22 protein-coding genes are annotated in these 22,519 nt (G+C 66.1%); 8 read left to right on the top strand and 14 right to left on the bottom strand.

Annotated features, from left to right (window positions below; genetic code table 11):
- Nucleotides 1-80: 80 nt before the first annotated feature.
- Complete coding sequence (locus BST13_RS20135) at nt 81-857, bottom strand: DeoR/GlpR family DNA-binding transcription regulator (RefSeq protein ID WP_083165792.1); 777 nt, start codon at nt 855-857, stop codon at nt 81-83.
- Between the two features lie 188 nt (nt 858-1,045).
- Here BST13_RS20135 and BST13_RS20130 point away from each other — a divergent pair, with 188 nt between their 5' ends.
- The 3 genes from BST13_RS20130 (at nt 1,046) to BST13_RS20120 (ending at nt 4,175) form a co-directional block, all read left to right on the top strand.
- Nucleotides 1,046-2,020: a quinone oxidoreductase family protein gene (locus BST13_RS20130; protein ID WP_083165791.1), complete on the top strand. Its 975-nt coding sequence runs from the start codon at nt 1,046-1,048 to the stop codon at nt 2,018-2,020.
- 122 nt (nt 2,021-2,142) lie between these two features.
- Complete coding sequence (gene mdlC, locus BST13_RS20125; protein ID WP_083165790.1) at nt 2,143-3,762, top strand: benzoylformate decarboxylase; 1,620 nt, start codon at nt 2,143-2,145, stop codon at nt 3,760-3,762.
- 14 nt (nt 3,763-3,776) lie between these two features.
- On the top strand, nt 3,777-4,175 hold the full coding sequence (locus tag BST13_RS20120; RefSeq protein WP_083165789.1) for a tautomerase family protein: 399 nt from the start codon (nt 3,777-3,779) through the stop codon (nt 4,173-4,175).
- A 12-nt stretch (nt 4,176-4,187) separates the two neighbouring features.
- On the opposite strand, the gene BST13_RS20115 is transcribed toward BST13_RS20120, so the two are convergent.
- Nucleotides 4,188-5,354 (bottom strand): helix-turn-helix domain-containing protein, encoded by a 1,167-nt coding sequence (locus BST13_RS20115; protein WP_158087173.1) that lies wholly within the window; start codon nt 5,352-5,354, stop codon nt 4,188-4,190.
- Entirely contained in the window at nt 5,354-6,046 is a 693-nt protein-coding gene (locus BST13_RS20110) for a dienelactone hydrolase family protein (protein ID WP_083165787.1), read from the bottom strand. The genes BST13_RS20115 and BST13_RS20110 overlap by 1 nt, the downstream gene beginning before the upstream one ends.
- A gap of 155 nt (nt 6,047-6,201) precedes the next feature.
- On the opposite strand from BST13_RS20110, the gene BST13_RS20105 reads away from it, so the two are divergent.
- Nucleotides 6,202-6,744: a MarR family winged helix-turn-helix transcriptional regulator gene (locus tag BST13_RS20105; protein ID WP_083165786.1), complete on the top strand. Its 543-nt coding sequence runs from the start codon at nt 6,202-6,204 to the stop codon at nt 6,742-6,744.
- On the opposite strand, the gene BST13_RS20100 is transcribed toward BST13_RS20105, so the two are convergent.
- The 3 genes from BST13_RS20100 to BST13_RS20090 are packed head-to-tail and all read right to left on the bottom strand — an operon-like array spanning nt 6,745 to nt 9,157.
- Nucleotides 6,745-7,530, bottom strand: coding sequence for a carboxymuconolactone decarboxylase family protein (locus BST13_RS20100; RefSeq protein ID WP_083165785.1), 786 nt, complete (start codon nt 7,528-7,530; stop codon nt 6,745-6,747).
- Nucleotides 7,527-8,330, bottom strand: a complete 804-nt coding sequence (locus BST13_RS20095; RefSeq protein WP_083165784.1) for a mycofactocin-coupled SDR family oxidoreductase — start codon at nt 8,328-8,330, stop codon at nt 7,527-7,529. Before BST13_RS20095 ends, BST13_RS20100 begins: the two co-directional genes overlap by 4 nt.
- Nucleotides 8,327-9,157 (bottom strand): mycofactocin-coupled SDR family oxidoreductase, encoded by an 831-nt coding sequence (locus tag BST13_RS20090; protein WP_083165783.1) that lies wholly within the window; start codon nt 9,155-9,157, stop codon nt 8,327-8,329. Before BST13_RS20090 ends, BST13_RS20095 begins: the two co-directional genes overlap by 4 nt.
- Nucleotides 9,158-9,239: 82 nt before the next feature.
- Here BST13_RS20090 and BST13_RS20085 point away from each other — a divergent pair, with 82 nt between their 5' ends.
- Entirely contained in the window at nt 9,240-9,812 is a 573-nt protein-coding gene (locus tag BST13_RS20085; RefSeq protein ID WP_083165782.1) for a TetR/AcrR family transcriptional regulator, read from the top strand.
- Here the strand turns inward: BST13_RS20085 and BST13_RS20080 are convergent.
- Complete coding sequence (locus tag BST13_RS20080; protein ID WP_083165781.1) at nt 9,793-10,557, bottom strand: alpha/beta fold hydrolase; 765 nt, start codon at nt 10,555-10,557, stop codon at nt 9,793-9,795. The genes BST13_RS20085 and BST13_RS20080 overlap by 20 nt on opposite strands.
- Before the next feature lie 144 nt (nt 10,558-10,701).
- Between BST13_RS20080 and BST13_RS20075 the strand changes: the two genes are divergently transcribed.
- The 3 genes from BST13_RS20075 to BST13_RS20065 are packed head-to-tail and all read left to right on the top strand — an operon-like array spanning nt 10,702 to nt 14,731.
- Complete coding sequence (locus BST13_RS20075; protein WP_083165780.1) at nt 10,702-12,030, top strand: MFS transporter; 1,329 nt, start codon at nt 10,702-10,704, stop codon at nt 12,028-12,030.
- Nucleotides 12,027-12,773, top strand: coding sequence for a 3-hydroxybutyrate dehydrogenase (locus BST13_RS20070; protein ID WP_083165779.1), 747 nt, complete (start codon nt 12,027-12,029; stop codon nt 12,771-12,773). The genes BST13_RS20075 and BST13_RS20070 overlap by 4 nt, the downstream gene beginning before the upstream one ends.
- 26 nt (nt 12,774-12,799) lie before the next feature.
- Nucleotides 12,800-14,731, top strand: a complete 1,932-nt coding sequence (locus tag BST13_RS20065; protein ID WP_083165859.1) for an acetoacetate--CoA ligase — start codon at nt 12,800-12,802, stop codon at nt 14,729-14,731.
- Nucleotides 14,732-14,802: 71 nt separating this feature from the next.
- Here BST13_RS20065 and BST13_RS20060 read toward each other — a convergent pair whose 3' ends face one another.
- The 7 genes from BST13_RS20060 to BST13_RS20030 are packed head-to-tail and all read right to left on the bottom strand — an operon-like array spanning nt 14,803 to nt 22,508.
- A complete protein-coding gene (locus BST13_RS20060; RefSeq protein WP_083165778.1) occupies nt 14,803-15,957 on the bottom strand; it encodes a pyridoxal phosphate-dependent aminotransferase in 1,155 nt (384 codons plus the stop codon).
- Between the two features lie 14 nt (nt 15,958-15,971).
- Complete coding sequence (locus BST13_RS20055; protein WP_083165777.1) at nt 15,972-17,579, bottom strand: amidohydrolase; 1,608 nt, start codon at nt 17,577-17,579, stop codon at nt 15,972-15,974.
- 6 nt (nt 17,580-17,585) lie between these two features.
- Entirely contained in the window at nt 17,586-18,932 is a 1,347-nt protein-coding gene (locus tag BST13_RS20050) for a serine hydrolase domain-containing protein (RefSeq protein ID WP_083165776.1), read from the bottom strand.
- The gene (locus BST13_RS20045) at nt 18,929-19,738 is read right to left on the bottom strand and encodes an ABC transporter ATP-binding protein (RefSeq protein WP_083165775.1); all 810 of its coding nucleotides are present in this window, start codon (nt 19,736-19,738) and stop codon (nt 18,929-18,931) included. Before BST13_RS20045 ends, BST13_RS20050 begins: the two co-directional genes overlap by 4 nt.
- Nucleotides 19,728-20,720 carry an ABC transporter ATP-binding protein gene (locus BST13_RS20040; protein WP_083165774.1) on the bottom strand — a complete coding sequence of 331 codons (993 nt, stop codon included), beginning with the start codon at nt 20,718-20,720 and terminating at the stop codon, nt 19,728-19,730. The genes BST13_RS20045 and BST13_RS20040 overlap by 11 nt, the downstream gene beginning before the upstream one ends.
- Nucleotides 20,713-21,567 (bottom strand): ABC transporter permease, encoded by an 855-nt coding sequence (locus BST13_RS20035; protein WP_083165773.1) that lies wholly within the window; start codon nt 21,565-21,567, stop codon nt 20,713-20,715. Before BST13_RS20035 ends, BST13_RS20040 begins: the two co-directional genes overlap by 8 nt.
- Complete coding sequence (locus tag BST13_RS20030; RefSeq protein WP_211296129.1) at nt 21,564-22,508, bottom strand: ABC transporter permease; 945 nt, start codon at nt 22,506-22,508, stop codon at nt 21,564-21,566. Before BST13_RS20030 ends, BST13_RS20035 begins: the two co-directional genes overlap by 4 nt.
- Between the last annotated feature and the right edge of the window lie 11 nt (nt 22,509-22,519).

Raw genomic sequence — 22,519 nt, 5'->3', positions numbered from 1 at the left:
TCGGGCTTTCTGACTGGAATGACTGTTTCGGGGCAGGGGTTCGGTCCGCGGGCGGCGCTGCAACGCCGCCCGCACCCGTTTCAGGCGCTGGGGCCTGCGGTGAGTACGACACCCCCCGTCTCCTCGATGGCTGCTGCAACAGCCGGTGCGGTGTTCTGGTCGGTGATGAGGCCGTCGACGGCGGCGAGCTCGCACACCCGGTACGGCGCGACCAGCCCGAGCTTGGACGAGTCGGCGAGGATGTAGCTCGACGCGCTGTTGGCGATGATGGTCCGGCGGACATCGATTTCGTCGAGATGGAAGTCGGTCAGCCCGGCCGTCGCGTCGACCCCTCCGGAACCGAGCAGTGCGATGTCGGCATAGACGTCGGCGAAGAAGGCCTTGGTGTGGGCATTCGAGCAGGCCAGATCACCTGCGCGGACCCGACCGCCGGCCAGCAGTACCTCGATTCCGGGCCGGTCGGCCAGTTCGACGGCGACCGGCAGCGACGGGGTGATCACGGTTCCGGTGAAACCGCGGGGGATGGCGTGGGCGACGGCGACAGCGGTGGTGCCGATGTCGAGGATGACGGTCTGCCCGTTCTTGAGCAGCCCGACGGCAGTGCGTGCCAGTTGCGCCTTGGCCTCGTGCCGGATGATCGACCGCTCGGTGAACGACGGTTCGATGCCGCGGCGCTCGGTGACGGCGGCGGCCCCGCCGTGCACGCGGCGCACGGCCCCGCGTTCCTCCAGATAGGCCAGGTCACGGCGGATGGTCTCGGCGGACACGCCCAGCCGGCGGACCAGCTCGTCGGTGCTTACGGCCTGGGCGTTGCCCACCGCGTCGATGATCGCCTCGTGCCGCTCAACAGGAAGCACGGCCGACCACTTCTGTGGGTTTCTGACCGTTCATGACGACAATTGTGGAGTGTTGTGTGGCTCACGTCAACCCTGTCGCCACGAGGTGAGCAACGGGACCGTGGTTGTGTCCGTGCACACGATCCTGCGCGCATCAGTGGACGCCGCGACATCGACACCGCGTCACCGGGACGGTCGAATACGAAGGTATGTACGCCATCGACATCGCCGAGAACGGTGGCCCCGAAGTCCTGAAGTACATCGAGATGCCGCGTCCGGCACCCGGTGCCGGTCAGCTGTTGATCAAGGCCGAGGCGATCGGGGTGAACTTCGTAGACACCTACTTCCGGTCGGGTCAGTACCCACATCAATTGCCGTTCGTCCTCGGCGCCGAAGTCTGCGGCACGGTTGCGGATATCGGCGCCGGCGTGACGGGCTTCAGCGTCGGGCAGCGCGTCGCCACCGCCGACGCGGTCGGCGCGTACGCCGAGTATTGCCTGGCAGCGGCTGGCATCGTGGCGCCCGTCCCCGCCGGCGTGGCTGCCGACGTCGCGGCGGCCGCACTGCTCAAGGGGATGACCGCTCACCTGTTGATCAAGTCGGTTTATCCCGTGCAACCCGAGGACACCGTGCTGATCCATGCCGGCGCAGGCGGCTTCGGACTGATCATGACGCAATGGGTCACCAGCATCGGCGGTCGCGTCATCTCCACGACGTCGACGCCCCGCAAGGCCGAGATGTCACGGCAGGCGGGTGCGGTGGCCGTGCTCGACTATGCGGATGACGCGGCCGCGTTCGGAGCCAAGGTCCGTGAGCTCACGGGCGGGCGCGGAGTAGCCGCGGTCTACGACGGGGTCGGCCGGACCACCTTCGACAGCAGCCTGGCCAGTCTGGCCGTACGCGGGACGCTGGCACTGTTCGGTGCGGCGAGCGGACCGGTGCCGCCAGTAGATCCCCAGCGTCTCAACGCTGCCGGCTCGGTGTACCTCACCAGACCGTCGCGGCCTGACTTCATGCGCACGCACGACGAATTCGTTTGGCGGATAGGGCAATTGTTCGAGTTGGTGGCGTCGGGGGCGATATCGATCACCGTGAGCGCCCGGTACCGTCTGGCTGACGCAGCCCAGGCCCACATGGATCTGGAGGCCCGCAGGACGGTGGGCTCGGTGGTGCTGACCCCGTGACGCTGTACCCGGGAACACGATTTCGGCTCCGACGGTGTGGTGAGCGACATCGACTCCGGCCCGGGACAGCGCGAGGGTGATAAGGCGTCGCTCGACGCGCAGCCATTGACGGGAGGACTGCCATGACAACCGGAGCACCAACGGTGCACGACGTGACGTACGACCTGCTCCGCTCGCTCGGGCTGACCACCGTGTTCGGCAATCCTGGATCGACGGAACAGACGTTCTTGGCGAACTTTCCCGATGATTTCACCTATGTCCTGGCGCTGCAGGAAGCCTCGGTGGTGGCCATCGCCGACGGATTCGCCCAGTCGACGAGGCGGCCCGCACTGGTGAATCTGCATACCGGCGCAGGCACCGGCAACGGCATGGGCAGCCTGGTCGCCGCGTATAAGGCCAATACCCCGTTGATCGTGACAGCCGGCCAGCAGACCCGCGAAATGGTGCTGTGCGACCCCTATCTGGCCAATCGCGATGAGACTTTGCTGCCGTTGCCGTGGGTCAAGTGGGCGTATCAACCCGCGCGCGCAGAAGATGTGCCCGCCGCGTTCATGCGGGCCTACGCGATGGCGCTGCAACCGCCGGCCGGGCCGGTCTTCCTGTCGATCCCGCTCGATGACTGGGAGAAACCGGCACTGGGACCCGCGGTCGTGCGGACGGTGAGTGAGCGCTTGGCGCCGGATCCGGATCGGCTGCGGGAGTTCGCCGAACGAATCAATGCCGCGAGCAACCCCGTGCTGGTGTTCGGGCCGGAGGTGGACCGGGCAGGGGCGTGGGACGACGGAGTTGCCTTTGCCGACAAGGTCGGGGCCGCGGTCTACGGCAGTCCGTTACCGGACCGCGCATCGTTCCCGGAGGATCACCGGCTGTTCCGGGGACAGCTCGCCATGACCATCGCCGGTGTCACCGAAGTCCTGCGCGAACACGATCTCGCCGTGGTGGTCGGCGGCCAGGCGTTCCGCTACTACCCGTACGTGGCCGGCGAGTATCTCCCGGAGGGCACCGATCTCCTGCAGATCACCTCGGACCCCTGGCTGGCGGGCGCGGCGCCGACCGGCAACAGCCTCCTTGGCGACGCCAAATTGGTTCTTCAGCAATTGCTTTCGTTGATCGGCGAACGCAGCGACCGGACCGTGCCACCATTGCCCGCCAGGCAACAGCCCGCCACAGAGACCACGGCATCGGCTCCATTGGCTCCCGACGCGGTGTATGCCGCACTCAATGCCGTCAAACCCGCTGATGCGGTCCTGGTCACCGAGTCCACATCGACCATGGCACAGCAACTTCGATGGCTCCCCACCACCCGTCCCGGATCGTTCTTCGCGACGGCCAGCGGTGGGATCGGTTGGGGGCTGCCCGCGGCGGTGGGCGTGGCGTTGGGTGACCGCGCCCGCGGCGTCAGGCGCACCGTGCTCGCCACGATCGGGGACGGTTCGTTCCAGTATTCGGTGCAGGCACTGTGGACGGCGGTGCAGCATCGACTGCCGATCGTCTTCGTGGTCATGCGCAACGGAGAGTATTCGATCCTGAAATCGTTCGCGCTGCTGGAGAAGACGCCGGGTGTCCCTGGCCTGGATCTGCCGGGGCTTGATATCGGCTCACTGGCAACCGGTTTCGGTTGCCGCACAGTCGATGTCGACAGCACGGAGAAGCTCGCCACAGAGTTCACCGCGGCTTTGGGTGCCGACGGACCGACGGTCATCGTGGTGCCCACCCGCCCCGAGATCGCCCGTCTGGGCTGAGAGATCCCGTCGACATGCCGGTCTATACCTGCACCACAACGCAATCCACCCTGGCGACGGATACGAAGGCCGCACTCGCCACCGAGATCGCCCGCATCCACGCCGAGATCAACCACGTGCCCAGCACCTATGTGAACGTCGTCTTCCACGAGCTGGCGCCCGATTCGCTGTATACGGATGGGCGGCCGGCCAGCCCGGTGCTGGTCAACGGCTGGGTGCGCGAGGGCCACTCCGCCGCGGACACCACGCGCCTCGCCACCGAAATCGCCACTGCGGTCAGCCGGATCACTGGTGTCCCATCATCGCGGGTGCTCGTGGTCATGCAGAGCAGCCCGGCCAGTGGTGCCGTGGAAGGTGGCCGCGTGCTACCGGAGCCCGGCCAGGAGCAGGCGTGGATGGACGCGAGCGGATAGTCCTTCGACCGGTCACATCAGGCGGTGATACACCTCGAACACCAAGCACAGTTCGGCGATGTCGCGCGGACGGGACAGTGACCGCTCGGTACGGCGTTCGATCCGACGCAGCCTCTGACGCACGGTATTCGGGTGACACGCGAGCAGCTCGGCAGTCTCGCGTACCGAGGCCTCGGTCTGCTGCCAAACCTGAAACGTGCGGAACAAGGTGTCCCGCTCGTCGTCGGAAAGATCACTGAACCGGTCGATGACGGGCCGCACTGATCTGACCATCACGTCCGGCTCGTTCACGGCGGCGGTCGCCAGCAACGAGCCGTCGAACACCGCGACCGGAGCCGAGGGCTGCGACCGGCCCTGCATGGTGATCTTGGCGACGTGCAGGGCGTGTGCACAATGGCGCAGATCGTCGAATCGATCGCTGACCCCCACCCGCACCTGGCCGGCCGCCAGGCGCGATATCAAAGCCAGCACCCGCCGGAGCAGAAGGTCGGACGGTACGTGCACGATGCCGATCTGCAAGTCGGGCAATTCCTGCCACGCCGAGTACACGTCGAGGCTGCGCAGTTTGCTTTCGACCTCAGCCAGGCCGACGAAGCCGACGTCGAGAGTCTCTGCCGCCACCACGATGTAGGGTCCCGTCACCGGTAGTCGAAGTTGATTCGCGGTCGTACGCACCGCCCATCGGTCGTGCACCAGCCCACCCAGCAGTTCATCCAGGAGCACGGCGCGATGTGCCGGTTCGCTGAGCAGTTTGCGGGTCTGCTCCTCGCGGTAGCCGGAGACCATTGCGCGGGTGTAGAGGTCCTCTATGCCGTGCAATTGCACCGTCAGGCTGCTCAACGCATCTCGACCGGTCTCTGTGGTGAACTGGCCTTCGGTGACGATCAGATCCCACAGCCGGCGGAAGCCCACCCGGTCGATGCCGATCGCCGCGGCCAACGGCTGCCCGGCCTGCGCACGTGCGGCGCCGACAGCGGCGGCTGGAGTGGGGTCGAACTCATCGTCCACCGTCAGCGACTGCAGAACGGATCGGACGCTCGCGGTGCACAATTCGGCGAGCCGCGTGTGGAATCCGCCAGACGTATCGCCCAAGCTGAGCGTTACGTCGTTCGCCCGTTCGGCCAAGCTGGAAGCCACCATCGCAACCTGCTGTTTGCCGGGATCACGTGCCAGGGTCATCAGCGGAGGTGTTGGTCGAAAAAGGTGTAGACCCGTTGCCATGCGTCGGCGGCGGCTTCCTTGTTCTCACCGAAACCGGTGATACGCATCAATGGCTGCAGGGGTGCGCGGTCGGCGAAACTGTGCCCCGCATGCGGGTACGTCTTGACGTCGTGGGGGATCTCCTTCTGGGCCAACACTTCTTCTAAGATTCTCCCGCTGCCCCGGTTGATCAGATCGCGCTGGCCGAAGCTGGCGACGACGGGACAGCCACCGTCGACGATCTCGGCGTACCTGCTGTGCAACGGTGGTGGATAGAACGGTGCGGATGCGCGGAAGCCTTTTGTCGAGGCCACCAGCGCGAAGCCGCCGCTGATACAGAAGCCCGCGATACCGACCGCACCGGTGCAATCGGGGCGGCTCGACAACAGTTCGCGGGCCGCCGCGATGTCGTCGAAAGTCTCGCCCTCGTAGGCCATGAGATCCTTGAAAAGTCGTGGCATGCAACGCAGCATCCCGCCACGGGCGAACAGGTTGGGGGCCACTGCCAAGAACCCGTGATCGGCGATCTGGCGGGTGATCTCACGGTGCGGCTTGCGCAGGCCGAATGCGTCATGCAGAACGACGACACCGGGCCATGGGCCCGCCCCGTCGGGAATTTCGAGCACCGCGTCGATGCTCCCGCGGGGAGTCTCGATACTGAATTCGGGCATCGTTCCCACTTTCGAGCCTTGGTGTCGAATCCCAAAGTGAGGCAGTCTGCTTCGGCGTCTGTCGAAGAGAGGCTGTCGTCACGCGGCCTCTCGCTGTAAACTAGATCTGTACATCAATTACTGTACTTGTACATGATCTAGCGGCGGAGTATCGCATGTCAAGAGCTGAGCGGAACGCCCGGCAGATTGCACTGGCCGAGGGCTTCACTGCAATGGGGCAGGCGTGGATCCGCTGGGTGCATGCCAGCGTTCCTGATGACGCGGTGAGCTACGCGCGACTGCGAGTGCTCGCGGCGCTGGAAGCCAGCCCGGACGGACTGCCCATGTCGGGGATAGCCGCGGCGCTGGGGGTGACGGGACGGCGGGTCACCGTGCTTGTGGACGCACTGGCCGAGGACGGACTGGTGGCGCGGTACGCACATCCCACCGACGGCCGCAGCACCATCATCGAGATCACCGAAACCGGCCTGGCGCATCTGCGCCGGGTGTGGCAACAGCACCAACGCACGATCTCGGTCGCATTCGCCGGCCTCTCCGATGACGATCAGGTACGGCTACTCGCCATCACCCATACACTGACTGACTCATTCCGACGCCAACTGGCCGAACACGCCAACCCGACTGCCGAAGAGCCTGTCGATCCGGAGAGAATTCTGATGCGCAACAACCGGCCGGTACGCGCCGGTCGCCGCCGATGATCATGCTTCGGCTCGCCACTCGTCGAGCACCCGCTGCTTCTGCTCGCCGATGACCTGATTCAGATGCGACGCCTTGGGCCAGCCGTAGTACGCCGCGAAATGCAGTGCAACCTCGTCCATTTCGTCGAACGACACATCACGGCTCTTCAACGCGGCGTAGACGTGGCTGAGAATGGGCACCGGCGCGTCCTGGAAGGCCACGCACGCCACCGTGACCAGCCGCCGTTCCTTCATGCCGAGCCCGGGGCGCAACCACATCTCGCCGAAGACGAAGTTGAGAATGCCTGCGCCGGAATACGGGTTGTCGCGGATCGGCGCGTGCGGCATGCAATTGATGTCCTTGAAGGACTGCTCCCCACCGGCGAGCCGACGTTCCGGATCGCTCGCGGTCGGCAATGGCAGCAGCGGTTCGGGTGGCGGCGGCTGTTGACCCCGCTCGCGGTGGATGCGGTCCCACTGCTCGTCGACGGTGATGTTGAACCGCGACGCCTTCGGCCAGCCGCCGTACACCGCGAAATGCAAGACGGTTTCCCGCATTTCGGTGATGGTGAGGTCACCGCTGTTCAATGCCGCGTAGACGTGGTCCCGCAGCGGGCCTTCGGCATCCGCGGCGGCAACGCACGGCAGCGTGACGAATCGGCGGTCGCGACGGCTCAACGCAGGCCGCGGCCACACCTCGCCGAAGACGAAGTCGATCAATGCGGATGCGGCAGCGGTGCTGTCCGGCGGCGGCGCGAACGTCATCACCTCCGTGAACTCGCGGCGGCCGCGTTCGGTGCGGTTCATCGGATGGTCACGCCCGCATCGACCTTGAATTCGAGGCCGGTGACGTAGCGGGATTCGTCGGACACCAGGAACAACACCGCATTGCTGATGTCGATGGCCTCGGCCATCACGATCGGCAGGGCGTTGCCGAACAGCGGGGACAGATCGGGCCGTTGCTCGATGAGCAGGCTGTGCAGGGAGTCGGGCCGCATCCCGGTCTCGACGCCGGTGGGGTGCACGGTGTTGACCCGGACATGGTGTGCCGCAAGCTCGTTGGCCAGTGCCCTGCTCATGCCGACGACGCCGTGCTTGGACGCGGTGTATGGGGTGTGCAGCGGTGTGCCTTTGATGCCTGCGGCGGAACTGATGTTGACCAGACTGCCGCCGCGCTCGACGAGATGGGGCAGCGCCGCCGCACAGGTGTTCCATGTCCCGATCAGGTTGACGTCGACCACCGTGCGCCACTGCTCGGCCGTGGTGGTGTCCCAGGTTCCGGCGGTGATTACCCCGGCGTTGGCGACCGCGGCGTCGAGCCCGCCGAGTTGTGCCACGCCGTCGTCGACTGCCGCCGCGAGCGCTGCGGCGTCGCGCACGTCCACCACCGCGGTGACGGCCTTGCTGCCGAATTCGTCCACCAGTCGCGCGGTTTCGTCCAGATCCTCCGGTGTGGCGAGCGGATACTCGACGTCGGGGAGCGATGCGCAGATGTCGACGAGGATCAGGTCGGCGCCCTCTTCGGCGAGGCGCACCGCGTGGCTGCGGCCCATACCGCGGGCCGCCCCGGTGATCAGTACCCGCTTGCCTGCGACGCGTCCGCTCATAATTTGTTGGTGAATCCGGCGTCGACGGGGAAGGTGACCCCGGTGACGTAGCGGGCGGCGTCGGAGACCAGGTATGCGATGGCCGCGCTGATGTCCTCGGGTTCCAGCAGCGAGACGGGCATCGGGTTCTGGAGATGGGGACCACCGTCGGGATAGTTCTCCAGGAACGCCGTCATCGCGGGGTTGACCGCCATCATGGTGTTGACCGCGGTGGGATGCACGGTGTTGACCCGGATGCTGTGTGGTGCAAGCGCATTGGCCAGGGTGCGCATGAGACCGACGATGCCGTGCTTGGATGCGGCGTAGCCGAGGCCACCGCCCTGCAGTCCGCCGAAGCCGCGAAGTCCGGCCGTCGAGCTGGTGAACACGATCGATCCGCCGCGTCCGCCGGCGATGAGGTGGCCGATGGCGGCCTTGGCGGTGTGGAACGACCCGACCAGATTCACGTCGAGGACGTCGGTCCACATCTGCAGGTCTTCCTCGATGCTCAGCTCGCGAAACGCCATGGCGGCGATACCCGCGTTGGCGCATACGATGTCGAGCCGGCCGAAGTGGTCGACTCCCGCATCGAGTGCCGCCTTGAGCGCGGCGAAATCACGGACGTCGGCGACCGCGCCGATCATCTTGCCGCCGATGGCCTCGACGAGGGCGACGGTCTCGTCGAGCTCGTCGCGGCCTGCCATCGGGTATCCGTTGGACGCGATGTCGGCACAGATGTCCACGCCGATGATGGCGGCGCCGTCGGCGGCAAGTCGCAGCGCGTGGCTGCGCCCCTGGCCGCGGGCCACGCCGGTGATGAACGCGACCTTTCCGTCCAAAGAACCCATTCGTCCTCGCTTCGTCGCGGTGAGTAACCTTGTTACACCGGGTACGGTAACCGGGTTACAGGCGGACGGCAAGGGGGTGCACATGGCTACCGACCGGGTCCTCGACATCGTCGTCGAGCTGCTCGAAACCGACGGCTACGACGCGGTGCAACTGCGGGAGGTCGCCAGGCGCGCACGGACGTCGCTGGCCACCATCTACAAGCACTACGCCAACCGCGACGAGTTGATCCTGGCCGCGCTCGATGCCTGGATGACGGAGAACCGGTACTCCCCGCTGGCCAACCAGACCCCCGACGCAGGCGAATCCCTCTACGACGGGCTGATGCGCATGCTGCGCACCATCTTCGAGCCGTGGGAGAAGCATCCGGCCATGCTCATGGCGTATTCGCGGGCCCGGTCGGCCCCGGGCGGCGAGCGCCTCGTGCGCCGCGGACTCGATGCCGTCGTGCCCGCCGGGATGGAGATCCTCGCCGGTGTCGACGAGGCGTTCATCGCCGACCTCGACAGCATCCTGTCCAGCCTGGTCTTCGGCCTGACCGGACGGTTCGCGGCCGGCGAGATCGCCATCACCGACATCGTGCCGAGCCTCGATCGCACGGTGCGGTGGCTGACCGCGGGCTATGAGGCGTCGCGCATCACAGCGCCGCAGCGATGAAGCTCACCACCGCGCTCGCCACCTCTCGGTGCACCGACTCGTTGAGCAGATCGTGGCGGGCATCGGGAAACTCTTTGAGCTGCAGGTGTTCTAGCTGATCGGCATAGGAGCGCACGCCGGCGACCGGAGCGATCGGATCCGCCGAACCGTGCAGGGCCAGCGTCGGCACGGCAAGCCGGGGCAGTTCGCTGCCGAACCGGTCCCACGCCTTGTCGAGTTCGCGCGCCAGGGGTGCCCCGTCGGCGTCGACGAAGGCCAGCGGATCGTTCTCCAGCGAGTCGAGATAGAACGGGTCAGACGAGAGCCAGCTGGGGTCGAGCTCGAATGCGCTGTCGGAGCCCAACTCCGGGATCGGGGTCAGCGGAGCCCCGGAGACGATGCCCGCCCGGTAGCGGTCGGGCTGGCCGAGCAAGCGGAACAACGTGACCACAGAGCCGAACGAATGCCCTTGCGCCACAAGCGGCAAGCCGGGGTGCGCGGCTTCGGCGAGCTCGGTGAGCGACTCGGCCAGTGCCGAACTCTCGTCGACCGATCCGAAATCGCCGCGCGTACCCGGCGTCAGGCCGTGGCCGAACTGATCGACCGCCCACAGGTCGATCCCCGCGGCGTTCAGCGCGAAGCCGTACCGGTGATACAGCGCGGTGTGCTCCCCGAAGCCGTGCAGGAAGATGACGGCCGCGCGCGGGTCGGCCGCGGCCCAGTGACGGTAGTAGGCGCGTCCGCGACCATGCTCGATGAAAGGCATGCCACTACTGCATCAACATCTACCGCCTGCCGCAAGCGTTCGAATCAGCCTGCCGGGTAAGCATTGCCGCCGAGCAGTACACCGGGAGCTGTAAGACCCGTCACACTGGGTACAGGTAACGAACCACGTCATGAGGAGTCGCCGATGAGCGCGCCCATTCCCGCTGGACTGCGACGCGTCGTCGTCGCATCGATGGCAGGCACGGTGGTGGAGTGGTACGAGTTCTTCCTCTACGGGACTGCGGCCACGCTCGTCTTCAACAAGGTGTTCTTCGCTCAGGGCGGCAATGATCTCGACGCCATCCTGGCCGCGTTCGTCACCTATGCCGTCGGCTTCATCGCCCGCCCGCTGGGCGGCGTCGTGTTCGGTCACTACGGCGACAAATACGGCCGCAAGAAGCTACTGCAGTTCAGCCTGCTGCTCGTGGGTGTGTCCACCTTCCTGATGGGCTGCCTGCCCACGTTCGGCCAGATCGGCTATCTCGCCCCGACCCTGCTGGTGATCCTGCGGTTCCTGCAGGGCTTCGCGGTCGGCGGGGAATGGGGCGGCGCGGTGCTGCTGGTCGCCGAGCACAGTCCCAACCGCACCCGCGGATTCTGGGCCAGCTGGCCGCAGGCCGGCGTGCCGGTCGGCAACATCCTGGCCACCGTCGTGCTGCTGGTGCTCTACGGCGGGCTCTCCCACGCCGACTTCCTGTCGTGGGGTTGGCGCGTCGCGTTCTGGCTCTCCGCGGTCGTGGTGCTGATCGGTTACTACATCCGCACCAAGGTTTCCGACGCCCCGATCTTCCTTGCGGCGCAACAGGAAGCCGAGCAGATCAAGGAGAGCTCGTTCAGTGCCGTCGAAGTACTCAAGCGGTACCCGCGCGGGGTGCTGACCGCGATGGGACTGCGCTTCGGCGAGAACATCATGTACTACCTGGTGGTCACCTTCTCCATCACGTATCTCAAGGAACAGGTGCACTCCGACACCAGCGACATCCTGTGGTGGCTGCTCATCGCCCACACGGCCCATCTGGTGGCGATCCCGACGGTCGGTCGGCTCTCCGATCGGTACGGGCGGCGGCCCGTGTACTTCGTGGGGGCTGCCGCGGCGGTGTGCTGGGGCTTCGTCGCCTACCCCATGATGGACACCGGCAAGTACCTGCCGATCGTCGCTGCGGTGACGCTCGGGTTGGTGATCCACGCCTTCATGTACGCGCCTCAGCCGGCGATCATGGCCGAGATGTTCCCGACCCGGATGAGGTATTCCGGTGTGTCCCTTGGCTATCAGGTGACCGCCATCGTGGCCGGGTCGTTGGCGCCCATCATCGCGGTGTGGCTGCTGCGGCAATACGACTCCTGGGTACCGATCGCCGGGTACCTGGCGGGGGCCGCGCTCGTCACCCTGGTCTCGGTGGTGTTCGCTCGGGAGACCAAGGGAATCGACCTGGTCGACATCGACGCAGCCGACGCGGAAAGGGCGATGACATGAGCGATCTGCGGGGGCGCACGGCGCTGGTCACCGGAGCCGCTAGCGGGATCGGCGCTGCGTGCGTGCGCGCGCTGGCCGCGCGCGGTGCGACCGTGACGGTCGCCGACATCGACGCCGCGGGAGCCTCCGCCGTGGCGGCCAAGGTCGGCGGGAAGTCCTGGGCGATAGATCTTCTCAACGTTCGGACGCTCGAAGGCCTGCGGTTGGACTGCGACATTCTGGTCAACAACGCCGGGGTGCAGAGCATCAACCCGATCGACGCGTTTCCGCCGGAGAAGTTCCGGATGCTGCTGGCCCTGATGGTCGAGGCGCCGTTTCTGCTCATCCGTGCCGCGTTGCCGCACATGTACGCAGGCGGATTCGGCCGGATCATCAACATCTCCTCGGTGCACGGGCTGCGTGCATCGGAGTTCAAGGCCGGCTACGTCACCGCCAAGCACGCCTTGGAGGGCCTGTCGAAGGTGACCGCGCTCGAAGGCGGTCCACACGGCGTTACCAGCAACTGCGTCAACCCCGGCTATGTGCGGACGCCGCTGGTGGCCAAGCAGATCGCCGACCAGGCGCGCATCCACGGCATTCCCGAGGACGACGTGGTGGCCAAGGTTCTGCTGAAGGAGAGTGCCATCAAGGAACTGGTGGAGCCCGAAGAGGTTGGCTCGCTGGTAGGTTGGCTCGCGTCGCCGGACGCCAGGATGGTGACCGGCGCGTCGTACACGATGGATGGTGGATGGACCGCGCGATGAGGCGCGCACGCGAGGAGCACGAAATGATGCCGTCTGCTCAGTGGGAGCCGACGCAGGCCGACATCGACAACGCGCAGGTCACGGACTTCGCCCGGTTCGTGGCGGCGCGGGCCCGCCGTGAACTGGCCGACTACCACGACCTGTGGCAGTGGTCGGTCGACGATCCCGCCGAGTTCTGGGCTGCCCTCTGGGACTATTTCGAACTCGGTGAGCGGCCCGCCGAGGTCCTCGCAGACGAGTCGATGCCGGGGGCGCGCTGGTTTCCCGGGGCCCGGCTCAACTACGTCGACCGGATTCTGCGCAACGCCCGCACCGACCGTCCGGCGATCCTGACGGTTGCCGAGGGTGGCGCCGTCACCGAGGTGGCCTGGTCCGAGTTACTGGCGCGCACTGCGACTTTCGCGGAAACCCTGCGCTCACTGGGGGTGCAGCCGGGGGACCGGGTGGTCGGCTACCTGCCGAACATCGCCGAGGCCGTCATCGCGTTCCTCGCCACCGCGAGCATCGGGGCGATCTGGAGCGCCTGTGGGCAGGACTACTCCGCGAAGGCCGCGCTGGACCGGCTCGGTCAACTGGAGCCGACGGTGCTGGTGACTGCGGACGGCTACCGGTTCGCCGGGAAGGACCACGACAAGAGCGAGGACATCGCCACGCTGCGTGCCGGGTTGCCGACGCTCAAGGCGGCTGTGCTGGTGTCGCGCCTGGGTTCCGCGCGCAGCGACTGGGTCGATTGGGAGTCGGCGAGCGCACCCGGCGATGCTGAACTGACCACCACCGCAGTCGATTTCGACCACCCGCTGTGGATCCTGTACTCGTCCGGGACCACCGGACTGCCCAAGGGTATCGTGCACGGTCATGGCGGGGTACTCGTCGAACACCTCAAAGCCGTTGCCCTGCAGAGCGATATCGGTCGCGACGATACGTTCTTCTGGTACACCAGCCCCAGCTGGATGATGTGGAACTTCCAGGTGGCCGGGCTGCTGGTCGGCGCCACCATCGTCTGCTACGACGGCAGCCCCACCTACCCGCACGCCGACGCGCTGTGGAGCATCGCGGCCACGGTCGGTGCCACCGTGCTCGGCACCAGCCCCGGCTACGTGCTGGCCTGCGCGAAAGCCGGTGCGGTACCGCGTAAGCAGCATGACCTGTCCGCGCTGCGCAGCGTCGGGATCACGGGATCATCCTTGCCGCCGTCCTCGGCACTGTGGTTGCGGGACAACGTCGGCGAGCGGGTGCAGGTGAACTCGATCAGCGGCGGCACCGATGTGGTTTCGGCGTTCATCGGCGGCGTCCCGACCGTGCCGGTGTGGCCGGGTGAGCTCTCCGCGCCGTTCCTCGGAGTGGCACTCGATGCCTGGGACGAGGCAGGCAATCCCGTGCGCGGCGAGGTGGGCGAATTGGTGATCACCAAACCGATGCCATCGATGCCGATCTACTTCTGGAACGACGCCGACGGAACACGTTATCGGGACGCCTATTTCGAGATGTTTCCCGGGGTGTGGCGGCACGGCGACTGGATCACCATCACCGACCACGGCAGCGTCGTCGTGCACGGCCGCTCCGACTCGACCCTGAACCGGCACGGCATCCGCATGGGCAGCGCCGACATCTACCAGTCGGTGGAGCGGCTGCCGGAGATCGTCGAGTCCCTCGTGATCGGGGCCGAGCAGCCCGACGGCGGCTACTGGATGCCCTTGTTCATCGTGCTGGCTGACGGTGTCGAGCTCACCGACGACCTACGTGAGCGCATCAAGCAGACCATCCGCACCGAGGTGTCCCCGCGCCACGTTCCCGACGAGATCATCGTCGCGCCGGGGGTTCCACACACCCGGACCGGCAAGAAGCTCGAGGTGCCGATCAAGAAGCTCTTCCAGGGCGCCGACCCGGCCAAGGTGGTCGAGCGCAGCGCCGTGGACAACCCGGATCTGCTGGATTGGTATGCGGGTATCAAGCGATAGACCCGCCGAGACTACGGGTTTTGCCGCGAAATCGCTGATTTCCCGTCAAAAAGCGTAGTTTCGGCGCAGGCTCAGCCGTGCAGCCACGGTCCGATCCGGCGCAGCGCCTCCTCGATGTCGCTCGTCGGCCCCGCGAACGACAGCCGGACGTATGAACCGCCCCGGACCGTGTCGAAGTCGATCCCGGGCGCTATGGCAACACCGGTGTCGGCCAACAACTTCGAGCAGAAGGACAGTGAGTCGTCGGTCTGGTCGCTGACATCGGCGTACACGTAGAACGCGCCGTCGGTCGGAGCGAGCCGGTCGATCCCGATATCGCTCAACCCGTCGAGCAGCAGCCTGCGATTGTCCGCGTAGTGGGCCAGCAACCCGTCGGCCTCGGCCAACGATTCCGGGGTGAACGCGGCCACCGCGGCATGCTGCGCGAGCGCGGGCGGGCATATCGTGAAGTTGCCGGTGAGGCAGTCCACCGCGCGGCGCAGTTCCTCCGGCACCAGCAGCCAGCCGAGCCGCCAGCCCGTCATCGCGAAGTATTTCGAAAAACTGTTGACCACCACGGCATCCCGCGAGGTCTCCCACGCGCAGCTGGTCGCGGGCGCACCCTCGTAGACCAGGCCGTGGTACACCTCGTCGCTGACGAGGCGCACGCCCGACGCCTCACACCACGAGGCGATCGCGGCGAGCTCGTCGGGCGCGATGACGGTCCCGGTCGGGTTCGCCGGGCTGGCCACGATCACGCCGGCCACCGGCGGATCCAGCTCTTCGAGCATGCTGAGCGTGGGTTGGAACCGGGTCTGCGGGCCGCATGGGATCTCCACGACCTCGCAGCCCAACGCCGTGAGGATGTTGCGATAACACGGGTAGCCGGGGCTGGCGATCGCCACCCGGTCGCCGACGTCGAAACAGGCCAGGAAGGTCAGCAGGAATCCGCCGGACGATCCGGTGGTGAGCACGACGTCGTCGACGCCGACCTCGATGTCGTACTTGCGGTACGACGCCGCGATCTGCGCGCGCAGCTCCGGGATGCCCAGTGCGACGGTGTAGCCGAGTTGGTTGCCGTGGATCGCCGCGACGGCGGCCTCGCGCACCGCGGTCGGCGGCCCGGCGCTGGGCTGGCCCGCCGACAGATTCACCAGGTCACCGTGGGTGCGCTGACGTTCAGCGGCGGCCAGCCACACATCCATGACGTGGAACGGTGGGATACCTGCGCGCAACGAGACGTCCATCTCAGCCAGGCTAGTCACCTCTCGAAGGCGAGTTGACCGTTGACGTAGGTCTGTGCGACCCGCACTGTGTGCAGATCGTCGTCAGCGACGTTGCTGAGCGGCCGTTCCAGCACGACGAGGTCGGCTTCGAGCCCAGGCGAGAGAGACCCGCGTACGGACTCCTGACGTGATGCGTAGGCGCTGCCGGCTGTGCCGGCGACCAGGGCGTCCCGCCTTGTCAACCGTTCCGCGGGAAAGAACGTGTCACCCGAGCCGGGATAGCTGCGATTCACCGCGACGTGGATCTGGTCGAACGGGTTCGGGCTCGAAACCGGCCAATCGCTCCCGTTGGCCAACTGCACGCCGCAATGTGCCATGGTCGCGAATTCGTACTGGTGCTCAAAGAGTTCCGCCGGCAGGTACGGGAGCGCCATGTCGGTCATCTGGTCGTCGTTCTGAGCCCAGAAAGGCTGAATGTTGGCGATGATGCCTTTGGCGGCCATCCGCTGTATGAGGCCGGGATTCGTCAACTGAAGGTGTGCGATCTGGTGGCGGCGCCCGGTGCCGTCGGTCGCCTCGAGCATTTCGACGGTATCGGCGACGGCGCGATCACCGATGGCGTGGAAGTGCAGGTCGAACCCCGCGCGGTCGAGCGCGATGACGATGGGCTGCAGTTCGGACTTGTCGAAGAACGTCAGACCGGTCGGATACTCGGTGCCGGTGCGATACGGCACGCTGACTGCGGCGGTGAATGTCTCGCACACGCCGTCGTACATGATCTTGGCACCAGTGAGCTGAAACCGCGATGTCGCGGGAACCTCGGCCCGCAGTCCGACGAAAGTCTCGACGCAGCCGGAGAATTCGGTACGTGGCACCCAGAGGTTCCCGGTCACCCGGGTCAGCAGTTCACCGGTGTCGGCCGCACGGCGATACACACTGAGCACATCGGTGGTCGGCACGAAGTCGCCGACGATCGCCTCCTGCCATCCGGTCACCCCGAGGGACAGCAGCCGACTCTGCGCGGCGAGAAGCCCTGCCATCCGGGCCCGGTCATCCAGTTGCGGCAGAAGGTCGGAGACCAATTGCATGGCGGATTCATGCAGCAGCCCGGCCGGTGAACCGTCGGGGAGCCGTTCGATGCGGCCGCCGGGCGGGTCGGCCATGTCGGCTGTGATGCCGGCGAGTCGCAGCGCCGCCGAATTGACCCAGGCGCTGTGACCGTCGCGGTTGGAGAGGTACGCCGGCCGCGCTCCTGTGATGCTGTCGAGGCTCTCGAGCATCGTGCCCGTGTGCCGGAAGTGGCTCAGCGACCAGCCACGACCCACGATCCAGTCCGCGTCCGGGTTGTCGGTGACGTACCGGGCGATGGTCGCCAGAGCGTCATCACGGCTGACTGTGTCGGACAGATCGCATCGCATCAGCTCGACCCCGGATTCGACGGCATGCACGTGCGCGTCGGTCATCCCAGGCAGGACGGCGGCACCAGCGACATCGATGACGTGTACGCCGAGAGTCGACGGCACGTCGGCCATCGGTACGACCGCGGAAATGTGGTGGTCCTCGACCAGAATGCCCCAGCGGTCCGTGGCGCCGGTGAGAGGCAGTTCGGCGTCGACGAACAGCGTCCGCTCAGTTTTCGACATCAGTTGTCATCCCTTCGTGGCCAGCCGGTCGGCAATGCGCAGATGCGTGACGCGGCCCGTGGGTCCGCGCCGATATTCGATGACGCCACCAGCTTCGGCCTCCGGAGCCACGACCATCAGTGCGTTGTCCGAGATCCTCACCACCCGTTGAGCCGTGAGCGGGGCGAGCCGGTACTGGCCGTTCTCGATGGGACGCATGTGCGCCTCGATCTGAAGTTCGTCGTCGGCGGCCCTGGTCACCCGGATGGTGCCGTAGATTCCCCCGTCGTAATCACCTTCGAAATCGGCTGGGTCGATTGGCAGACGCGTTGGTTGTGGCCAGGGGTCAACACCGGTCACCGCCTGTACGACAGCACGGTCCAGTGCTCGGTGCAGGCGTTCCCCATCGGCAGAGTTGGTCAGCACCACCATGCACAACCGCTCGTCGAGGAGCATCGTCATGCGCGCGCAGTAGCCGGTGGTGAGGCCGTCATGCCATGCGATACGTTGTCCGCCAATGTCATCCAGATACCACGCGAGCGCAAAGTGCTGTCCTGGGTTGCCCCGGTTGAACTGGGGACTCAGCAGGATTGCGGGTTCCTTACCGGACAGCAGGTAGTCACCGTAGGTGACCATGTCGCTTGCGGTACTTACGATTCCACCACCGGGCACATCCCAGCCGGGCAGCTGCCAGTGTCGTTGCCACCCCGCATCGCGTAACACCCGAGCGTCGGCGTGCGGGGCGGCCACGCGGTGGGTGATGGCTTCATCCGCGGTTGTGAACGAGTGGTACATGCCCAAGGGGTGCAGGATTCGCTCGGCCAGCAGATCCGGGTAGGCGCGGCCTTCGAGCCGTTCGATTATGGCTGCTGCCAGCATGATTCCCGCGTTGCTGTACGACCACGTCGTACCCGGGGCGAAGTCGAGGGGACGCTCGCTGAGCTCGCACAGCGCGACGGCGAGAGTATCGTCGGCATTGCCGGCGAGCAACCGCGGAGCGTTCGCGATCATCGGGTCCCCGGACACGCCCGAAGAATGAGTGAGCAGATGTCTGACGGTGATTCTCGGGTCGACGGTGACCGCATCGAGGACATCGGTGACGGGCCGGTCGAGTGTCAATCGCCTGGCGTCGACCAGCCGAGCGATGAGCAGTGCCACGAAAGTCTTTGAAATGGAACCGATCTGAAAGACCGTGTGCTCGGTGACCGGTAGGGGATCCTCCAGGCTCGTCACCCCGTATCCGAGGAACGTGCTGTCCCCGCGCAGGCTGATACCCACGGCGATACCCGGCACTGCACGGCCTGCGTCTCCCGCGACGACATCCGCTATGACGTCACGCAGCTGCGACAGCGTGACAGGTCGGTTGCTGGTCATCGGTTGAGCGCAGCGACCGCTTCAGGTCGCCATCCGGGGCGCGGTACCGAGGCGAGCAGTACTTGGGTATACGGATGTGTCGGGCACGTCAGAACGTCGTCGACTGAACCACTCTCGACGACTTCGCCGCGGCTCATCACATGCACGTGATCGCACACCTGCCGGACGACGCCCAAATCGTGAGTGATGAACAGAAATGCCAGTCCACGCTCGGCGCGAATCGTGTTGAGCAGGTTGAGGATCTGTGCCTGCACTGATACGTCCAGCGCGGACACGGCCTCGTCGAGCACGAGCAAATCGGGGTCGGCGGCGAGTGCGCGCGCGATCGCGACCCGCTGCCGCTGGCCGCCCGACAGTGAACCTGGTTTGCGTTCGGACATATTGGTTTGCAGCCCCACTGAGGTCAACAGGTCGGCGATTCGGTCCTTACGTTCTTTCTCGGGCAGGCCGAGGTGGAAACGGATGACCTCGTGCAGCGCAGATCCGACCGTCTGCATGGGATCCAGCGATGAATATGGATTCTGGAACACCATCTGTATCCGGCGGGCGCGTCGCGCAACGTGGCTGCGGCCTTTACGGACCGGCTGGCCGTCGAGCAGCACGGAACCACTCGTGGCAGTTTCGAGTCCCATCACGATGCGGGCAAGAGTCGATTTGCCCGAGCCGGATTCACCGACGAGTGCTACGGCGTCGCCGGTGTGGACGTCGAGCGACACGCCGCGCAATGCCTGTACCGATGCCGCGCCGCGGCGGGCACGGAACGTCTTGGTCAACTCCCGGACCTCCAGCGATACGCTATGCCGCATCGTGAACTCCGCTCGGCGTCGTCCCCGGGGTCATCGGATGGACGCAGGCGTACCCGAGTCGTTCATCTTCGGCTGTCCACGCGGGCAACTCGACACATGCGTCGGTGGCGCGTGGGCAGCGCTCGCGGAATACGCATCCGGTGAGCGGCTGGGCGAGGGTGGGTGGCTGTCCTGCGATCACCGGTAGGGTTTCGTGACGCCGTGAAACATCGGGCTGGCACCGTAGCAACGCGTCGGTGTATGGATGGTGACCGCCGCGCGCCACGGTGCGGGTATCGCCGATCTCGACGATGCGGCCCGCGTAGGCTACGGCGATGCGGTCGCAAAAGGCAAGTGCCAGTTCGAGGTTATGGGTGATGAACACCGTCGACACCTGCCGCTCTCGACGTGCCCGGTCCAGGAGGTCGATCACCAGTGCCTGGGTGGTGTTGTCGAGCGCGGTGGTCGGCTCATCGGCGATCAGCAGGTCCGGGTCGGGCAACAGCGCGGCAGCGATACAGATGCGCTGAAGTTGTCCGCCGGAGAACTCGTGCGGGTACCGGTCGAGCAATGCACGCGGATCGCTCAGGCCCATCGAGGTGAGCATCTCCGCGGCCTTCAGCAACGCTTCGGTGCGACGCATCCGGCGCTCATATACCAGCACCTCGGTGAGGTAGTCGCCGACGGTGCGGGTCGGATCCATGACCGAGGCAGGGTCCTGGAAGATCACTCCGACGTGCTTGGATCGCCAGCGCCGCATGGTCTCGGCATCGGTGACGTCATAAGTGTGGGAACCGAATTGGATCGTGCCGCTGGCGGACATGCCGGCGGGTGGTATGCCGAGGATGGATCTCGCCGTGACGGACTTGCCGCTGCCGGACTCGCCGACCACGCCCAGACACTCACCGGGGGCGAGCGCGAACGACACGTCAGCGATGACGGGACGTGCCGCCGACGGCAGGTGGACCGTGAGGCCGTCGACGGTCAGGAGTGATTCAGACATGGAAGCGCTTTCCGAGATGGTCGCCGATGATGTTGAAGGCGAAGACCGTGAGGAAGATCGCCAGCCCCGCGTACAGCGACTCCTGCGGGAAGCCGCGGACGATGCTCGATTGTCCGGCAGAAATCATTGTGCCCCAGTCTGATTGCGGCGGTTGCACGCCGAGCCCGAGATAGGACACGGCGGCCATGTCGATGATGGCGTACCCGAACAGCACCGTGACCTGCGCCGTGATCAGACCGGCGAGATTCGGCAGCAGATGCAGACCGATCACGCGGGAAGACCGGAAACCCTGCAGGCGTAACGCGGAGATATAGGGTTGCGCAACTTGCTGTAGCGCCGCCGAGCGTGTGATGCGCCCGACGTAGGGAACATACGCGATGGCCAGGGCGATTGCCGCCGCGGTGAGCCCAGCTCCGAACAGCGCGGTCGCGGCGAGCGCGAGCAGCAGCGCAGGCAGCACCAGGATCGTGTCGAAAACGCGCGAGACGATGCCGTCCGCGCGTCGCTGCCACGCGCCCGTCAGCGCCAGCGCGACGCCGATGACCGCTGCGAGCCCGACGATCAGCGCTGCACCGAACATCGTTGTGCGGGCGCCGAACACGAGCCGCGAGAAGATGTCTCTGCCGGAGGCGTCGGTGCCGAGCAGGTGGTCGAGACTGGACCCGAGATAAGCTCCGCCCAACGAGCCTGCATCGGGGTCGTGCGGTGCGATCACCGGGGCCGCCACGGCCATCAGCACGACCAGCAGGAGAAAACCGGATGCCAGGCGGACGGTCCAGGGCGACGAGAATCGTGCGGCAGTGTTACGCAAGAAGCTGTAACGTCCCGCGGTCACGGCGGCAGTCATGATGCGACCAGTCCTTCGGTTATCCGAGGATCGAGCAGGCCGTAGATGATGTCGATGACCGTACTGAGCAGAATGAACACGACGATCAGGATCAGCACGATGGCCTGGGCCAGAGCGAAGTCGTTCTGTGAGATCGCCTGCACCAGAAGTGATCCGATCCCATCGAGGCCGAATGCGGTCTCCACGACAACCGTTCCGGCGATGAGGCCTGCGATACTCAGCCCGCCGACGGTGACGACCGGCAACAGCCCATTGCGAATCGTGTGCCGCATCGTCACGGTTCGGCGCCGGATGCCCCGGGCGCTGGCAGCCCAGACGAAATCGAGTGACTTGGTCTGATTGATCGAAGCTCTGGTGACCTTCCCGATGTAGGCGACATTCGACAACGCCAATGCGATCGCGGGCAGTGTCAGAGAGTACAGCCGCGAGCCGAAGTCACTGCCAGAGCCGTACGCGGGGAAGATCGGGAACTGCACGGCGAAGGTCGAGATCAACACCGTTGCAGCGACGAAGGCCGGGATCGCGATCCCTGCCGAATAGCAGAACCTGAGTACTCCGTCCAGCCATCCGGACCGCAGCGCCGCGAGCGCGCCAGTGCTGACCCCGATTGTCAGAATGAGGATCCCCGCATACACGACGAGGAATGCCGTCGTGGTCAGGTGATTGCCCAACAAGCTGCTGACACTGTCGCGGTAGAGAAAGGAGGTGCCGAAATCGCCACGCAGGGAGCTGCTCAGCCAGTGCCAGTACTGTCCCAGCAGTCCCTCGTCGAGGTGGTACTGCTGGCGCACGCGAGCGATCTGCTCGGGTGAGACGTTGCGTCCGCCGAGCAGCAGCGACAGCGAGCTCGTCGGCGAAAAGTACATCGCCGCATACACCAGGAAACTCGCCACCGCTGCTGTCACCGCCGCGAACGCGAGGCGCTTTAGGACGAACCCCACGTATCTCATCG

Source organism: Mycobacterium aquaticum (assembly GCF_002086485.1).
Taxonomy (GTDB): domain Bacteria; phylum Actinomycetota; class Actinomycetes; order Mycobacteriales; family Mycobacteriaceae; genus Mycobacterium; species Mycobacterium aquaticum.
The sequence above is the reverse complement of the archived record's forward strand: the minus strand, read 5'-3'. Positions and strand labels throughout refer to the sequence as shown.

Coding starts and splice junctions, on each gene's coding strand:
- BST13_RS20130 (WP_083165791.1), top strand. CDS start 1,046: ATGTACGCCATCGACATCGCCGAGAACGGTGGCCCCGAAGTCCTGAAG.
- mdlC (WP_083165790.1), top strand. CDS start 2,143: ATGACAACCGGAGCACCAACGGTGCACGACGTGACGTACGACCTGCTC.
- BST13_RS20120 (WP_083165789.1), top strand. CDS start 3,777: ATGCCGGTCTATACCTGCACCACAACGCAATCCACCCTGGCGACGGAT.
- BST13_RS20115 (WP_158087173.1), bottom strand. CDS start 5,354: ATGACCCTGGCACGTGATCCCGGCAAACAGCAGGTTGCGATGGTGGCT.
- BST13_RS20110 (WP_083165787.1), bottom strand. CDS start 6,046: ATGCCCGAATTCAGTATCGAGACTCCCCGCGGGAGCATCGACGCGGTG.
- BST13_RS20105 (WP_083165786.1), top strand. CDS start 6,202: ATGTCAAGAGCTGAGCGGAACGCCCGGCAGATTGCACTGGCCGAGGGC.
- BST13_RS20100 (WP_083165785.1), bottom strand. CDS start 7,530: ATGAACCGCACCGAACGCGGCCGCCGCGAGTTCACGGAGGTGATGACG.
- BST13_RS20095 (WP_083165784.1), bottom strand. CDS start 8,330: ATGAGCGGACGCGTCGCAGGCAAGCGGGTACTGATCACCGGGGCGGCC.
- BST13_RS20090 (WP_083165783.1), bottom strand. CDS start 9,157: ATGGGTTCTTTGGACGGAAAGGTCGCGTTCATCACCGGCGTGGCCCGC.
- BST13_RS20085 (WP_083165782.1), top strand. CDS start 9,240: ATGGCTACCGACCGGGTCCTCGACATCGTCGTCGAGCTGCTCGAAACC.
- BST13_RS20080 (WP_083165781.1), bottom strand. CDS start 10,557: ATGCCTTTCATCGAGCATGGTCGCGGACGCGCCTACTACCGTCACTGG.
- BST13_RS20075 (WP_083165780.1), top strand. CDS start 10,702: ATGAGCGCGCCCATTCCCGCTGGACTGCGACGCGTCGTCGTCGCATCG.
- BST13_RS20070 (WP_083165779.1), top strand. CDS start 12,027: ATGAGCGATCTGCGGGGGCGCACGGCGCTGGTCACCGGAGCCGCTAGC.
- BST13_RS20065 (WP_083165859.1), top strand. CDS start 12,800: ATGCCGTCTGCTCAGTGGGAGCCGACGCAGGCCGACATCGACAACGCG.
- BST13_RS20060 (WP_083165778.1), bottom strand. CDS start 15,957: ATGGACGTCTCGTTGCGCGCAGGTATCCCACCGTTCCACGTCATGGAT.
- BST13_RS20055 (WP_083165777.1), bottom strand. CDS start 17,579: ATGTCGAAAACTGAGCGGACGCTGTTCGTCGACGCCGAACTGCCTCTC.
- BST13_RS20050 (WP_083165776.1), bottom strand. CDS start 18,932: ATGACCAGCAACCGACCTGTCACGCTGTCGCAGCTGCGTGACGTCATA.
- BST13_RS20045 (WP_083165775.1), bottom strand. CDS start 19,738: ATGCGGCATAGCGTATCGCTGGAGGTCCGGGAGTTGACCAAGACGTTC.
- BST13_RS20040 (WP_083165774.1), bottom strand. CDS start 20,720: ATGTCTGAATCACTCCTGACCGTCGACGGCCTCACGGTCCACCTGCCG.
- BST13_RS20035 (WP_083165773.1), bottom strand. CDS start 21,567: ATGACTGCCGCCGTGACCGCGGGACGTTACAGCTTCTTGCGTAACACT.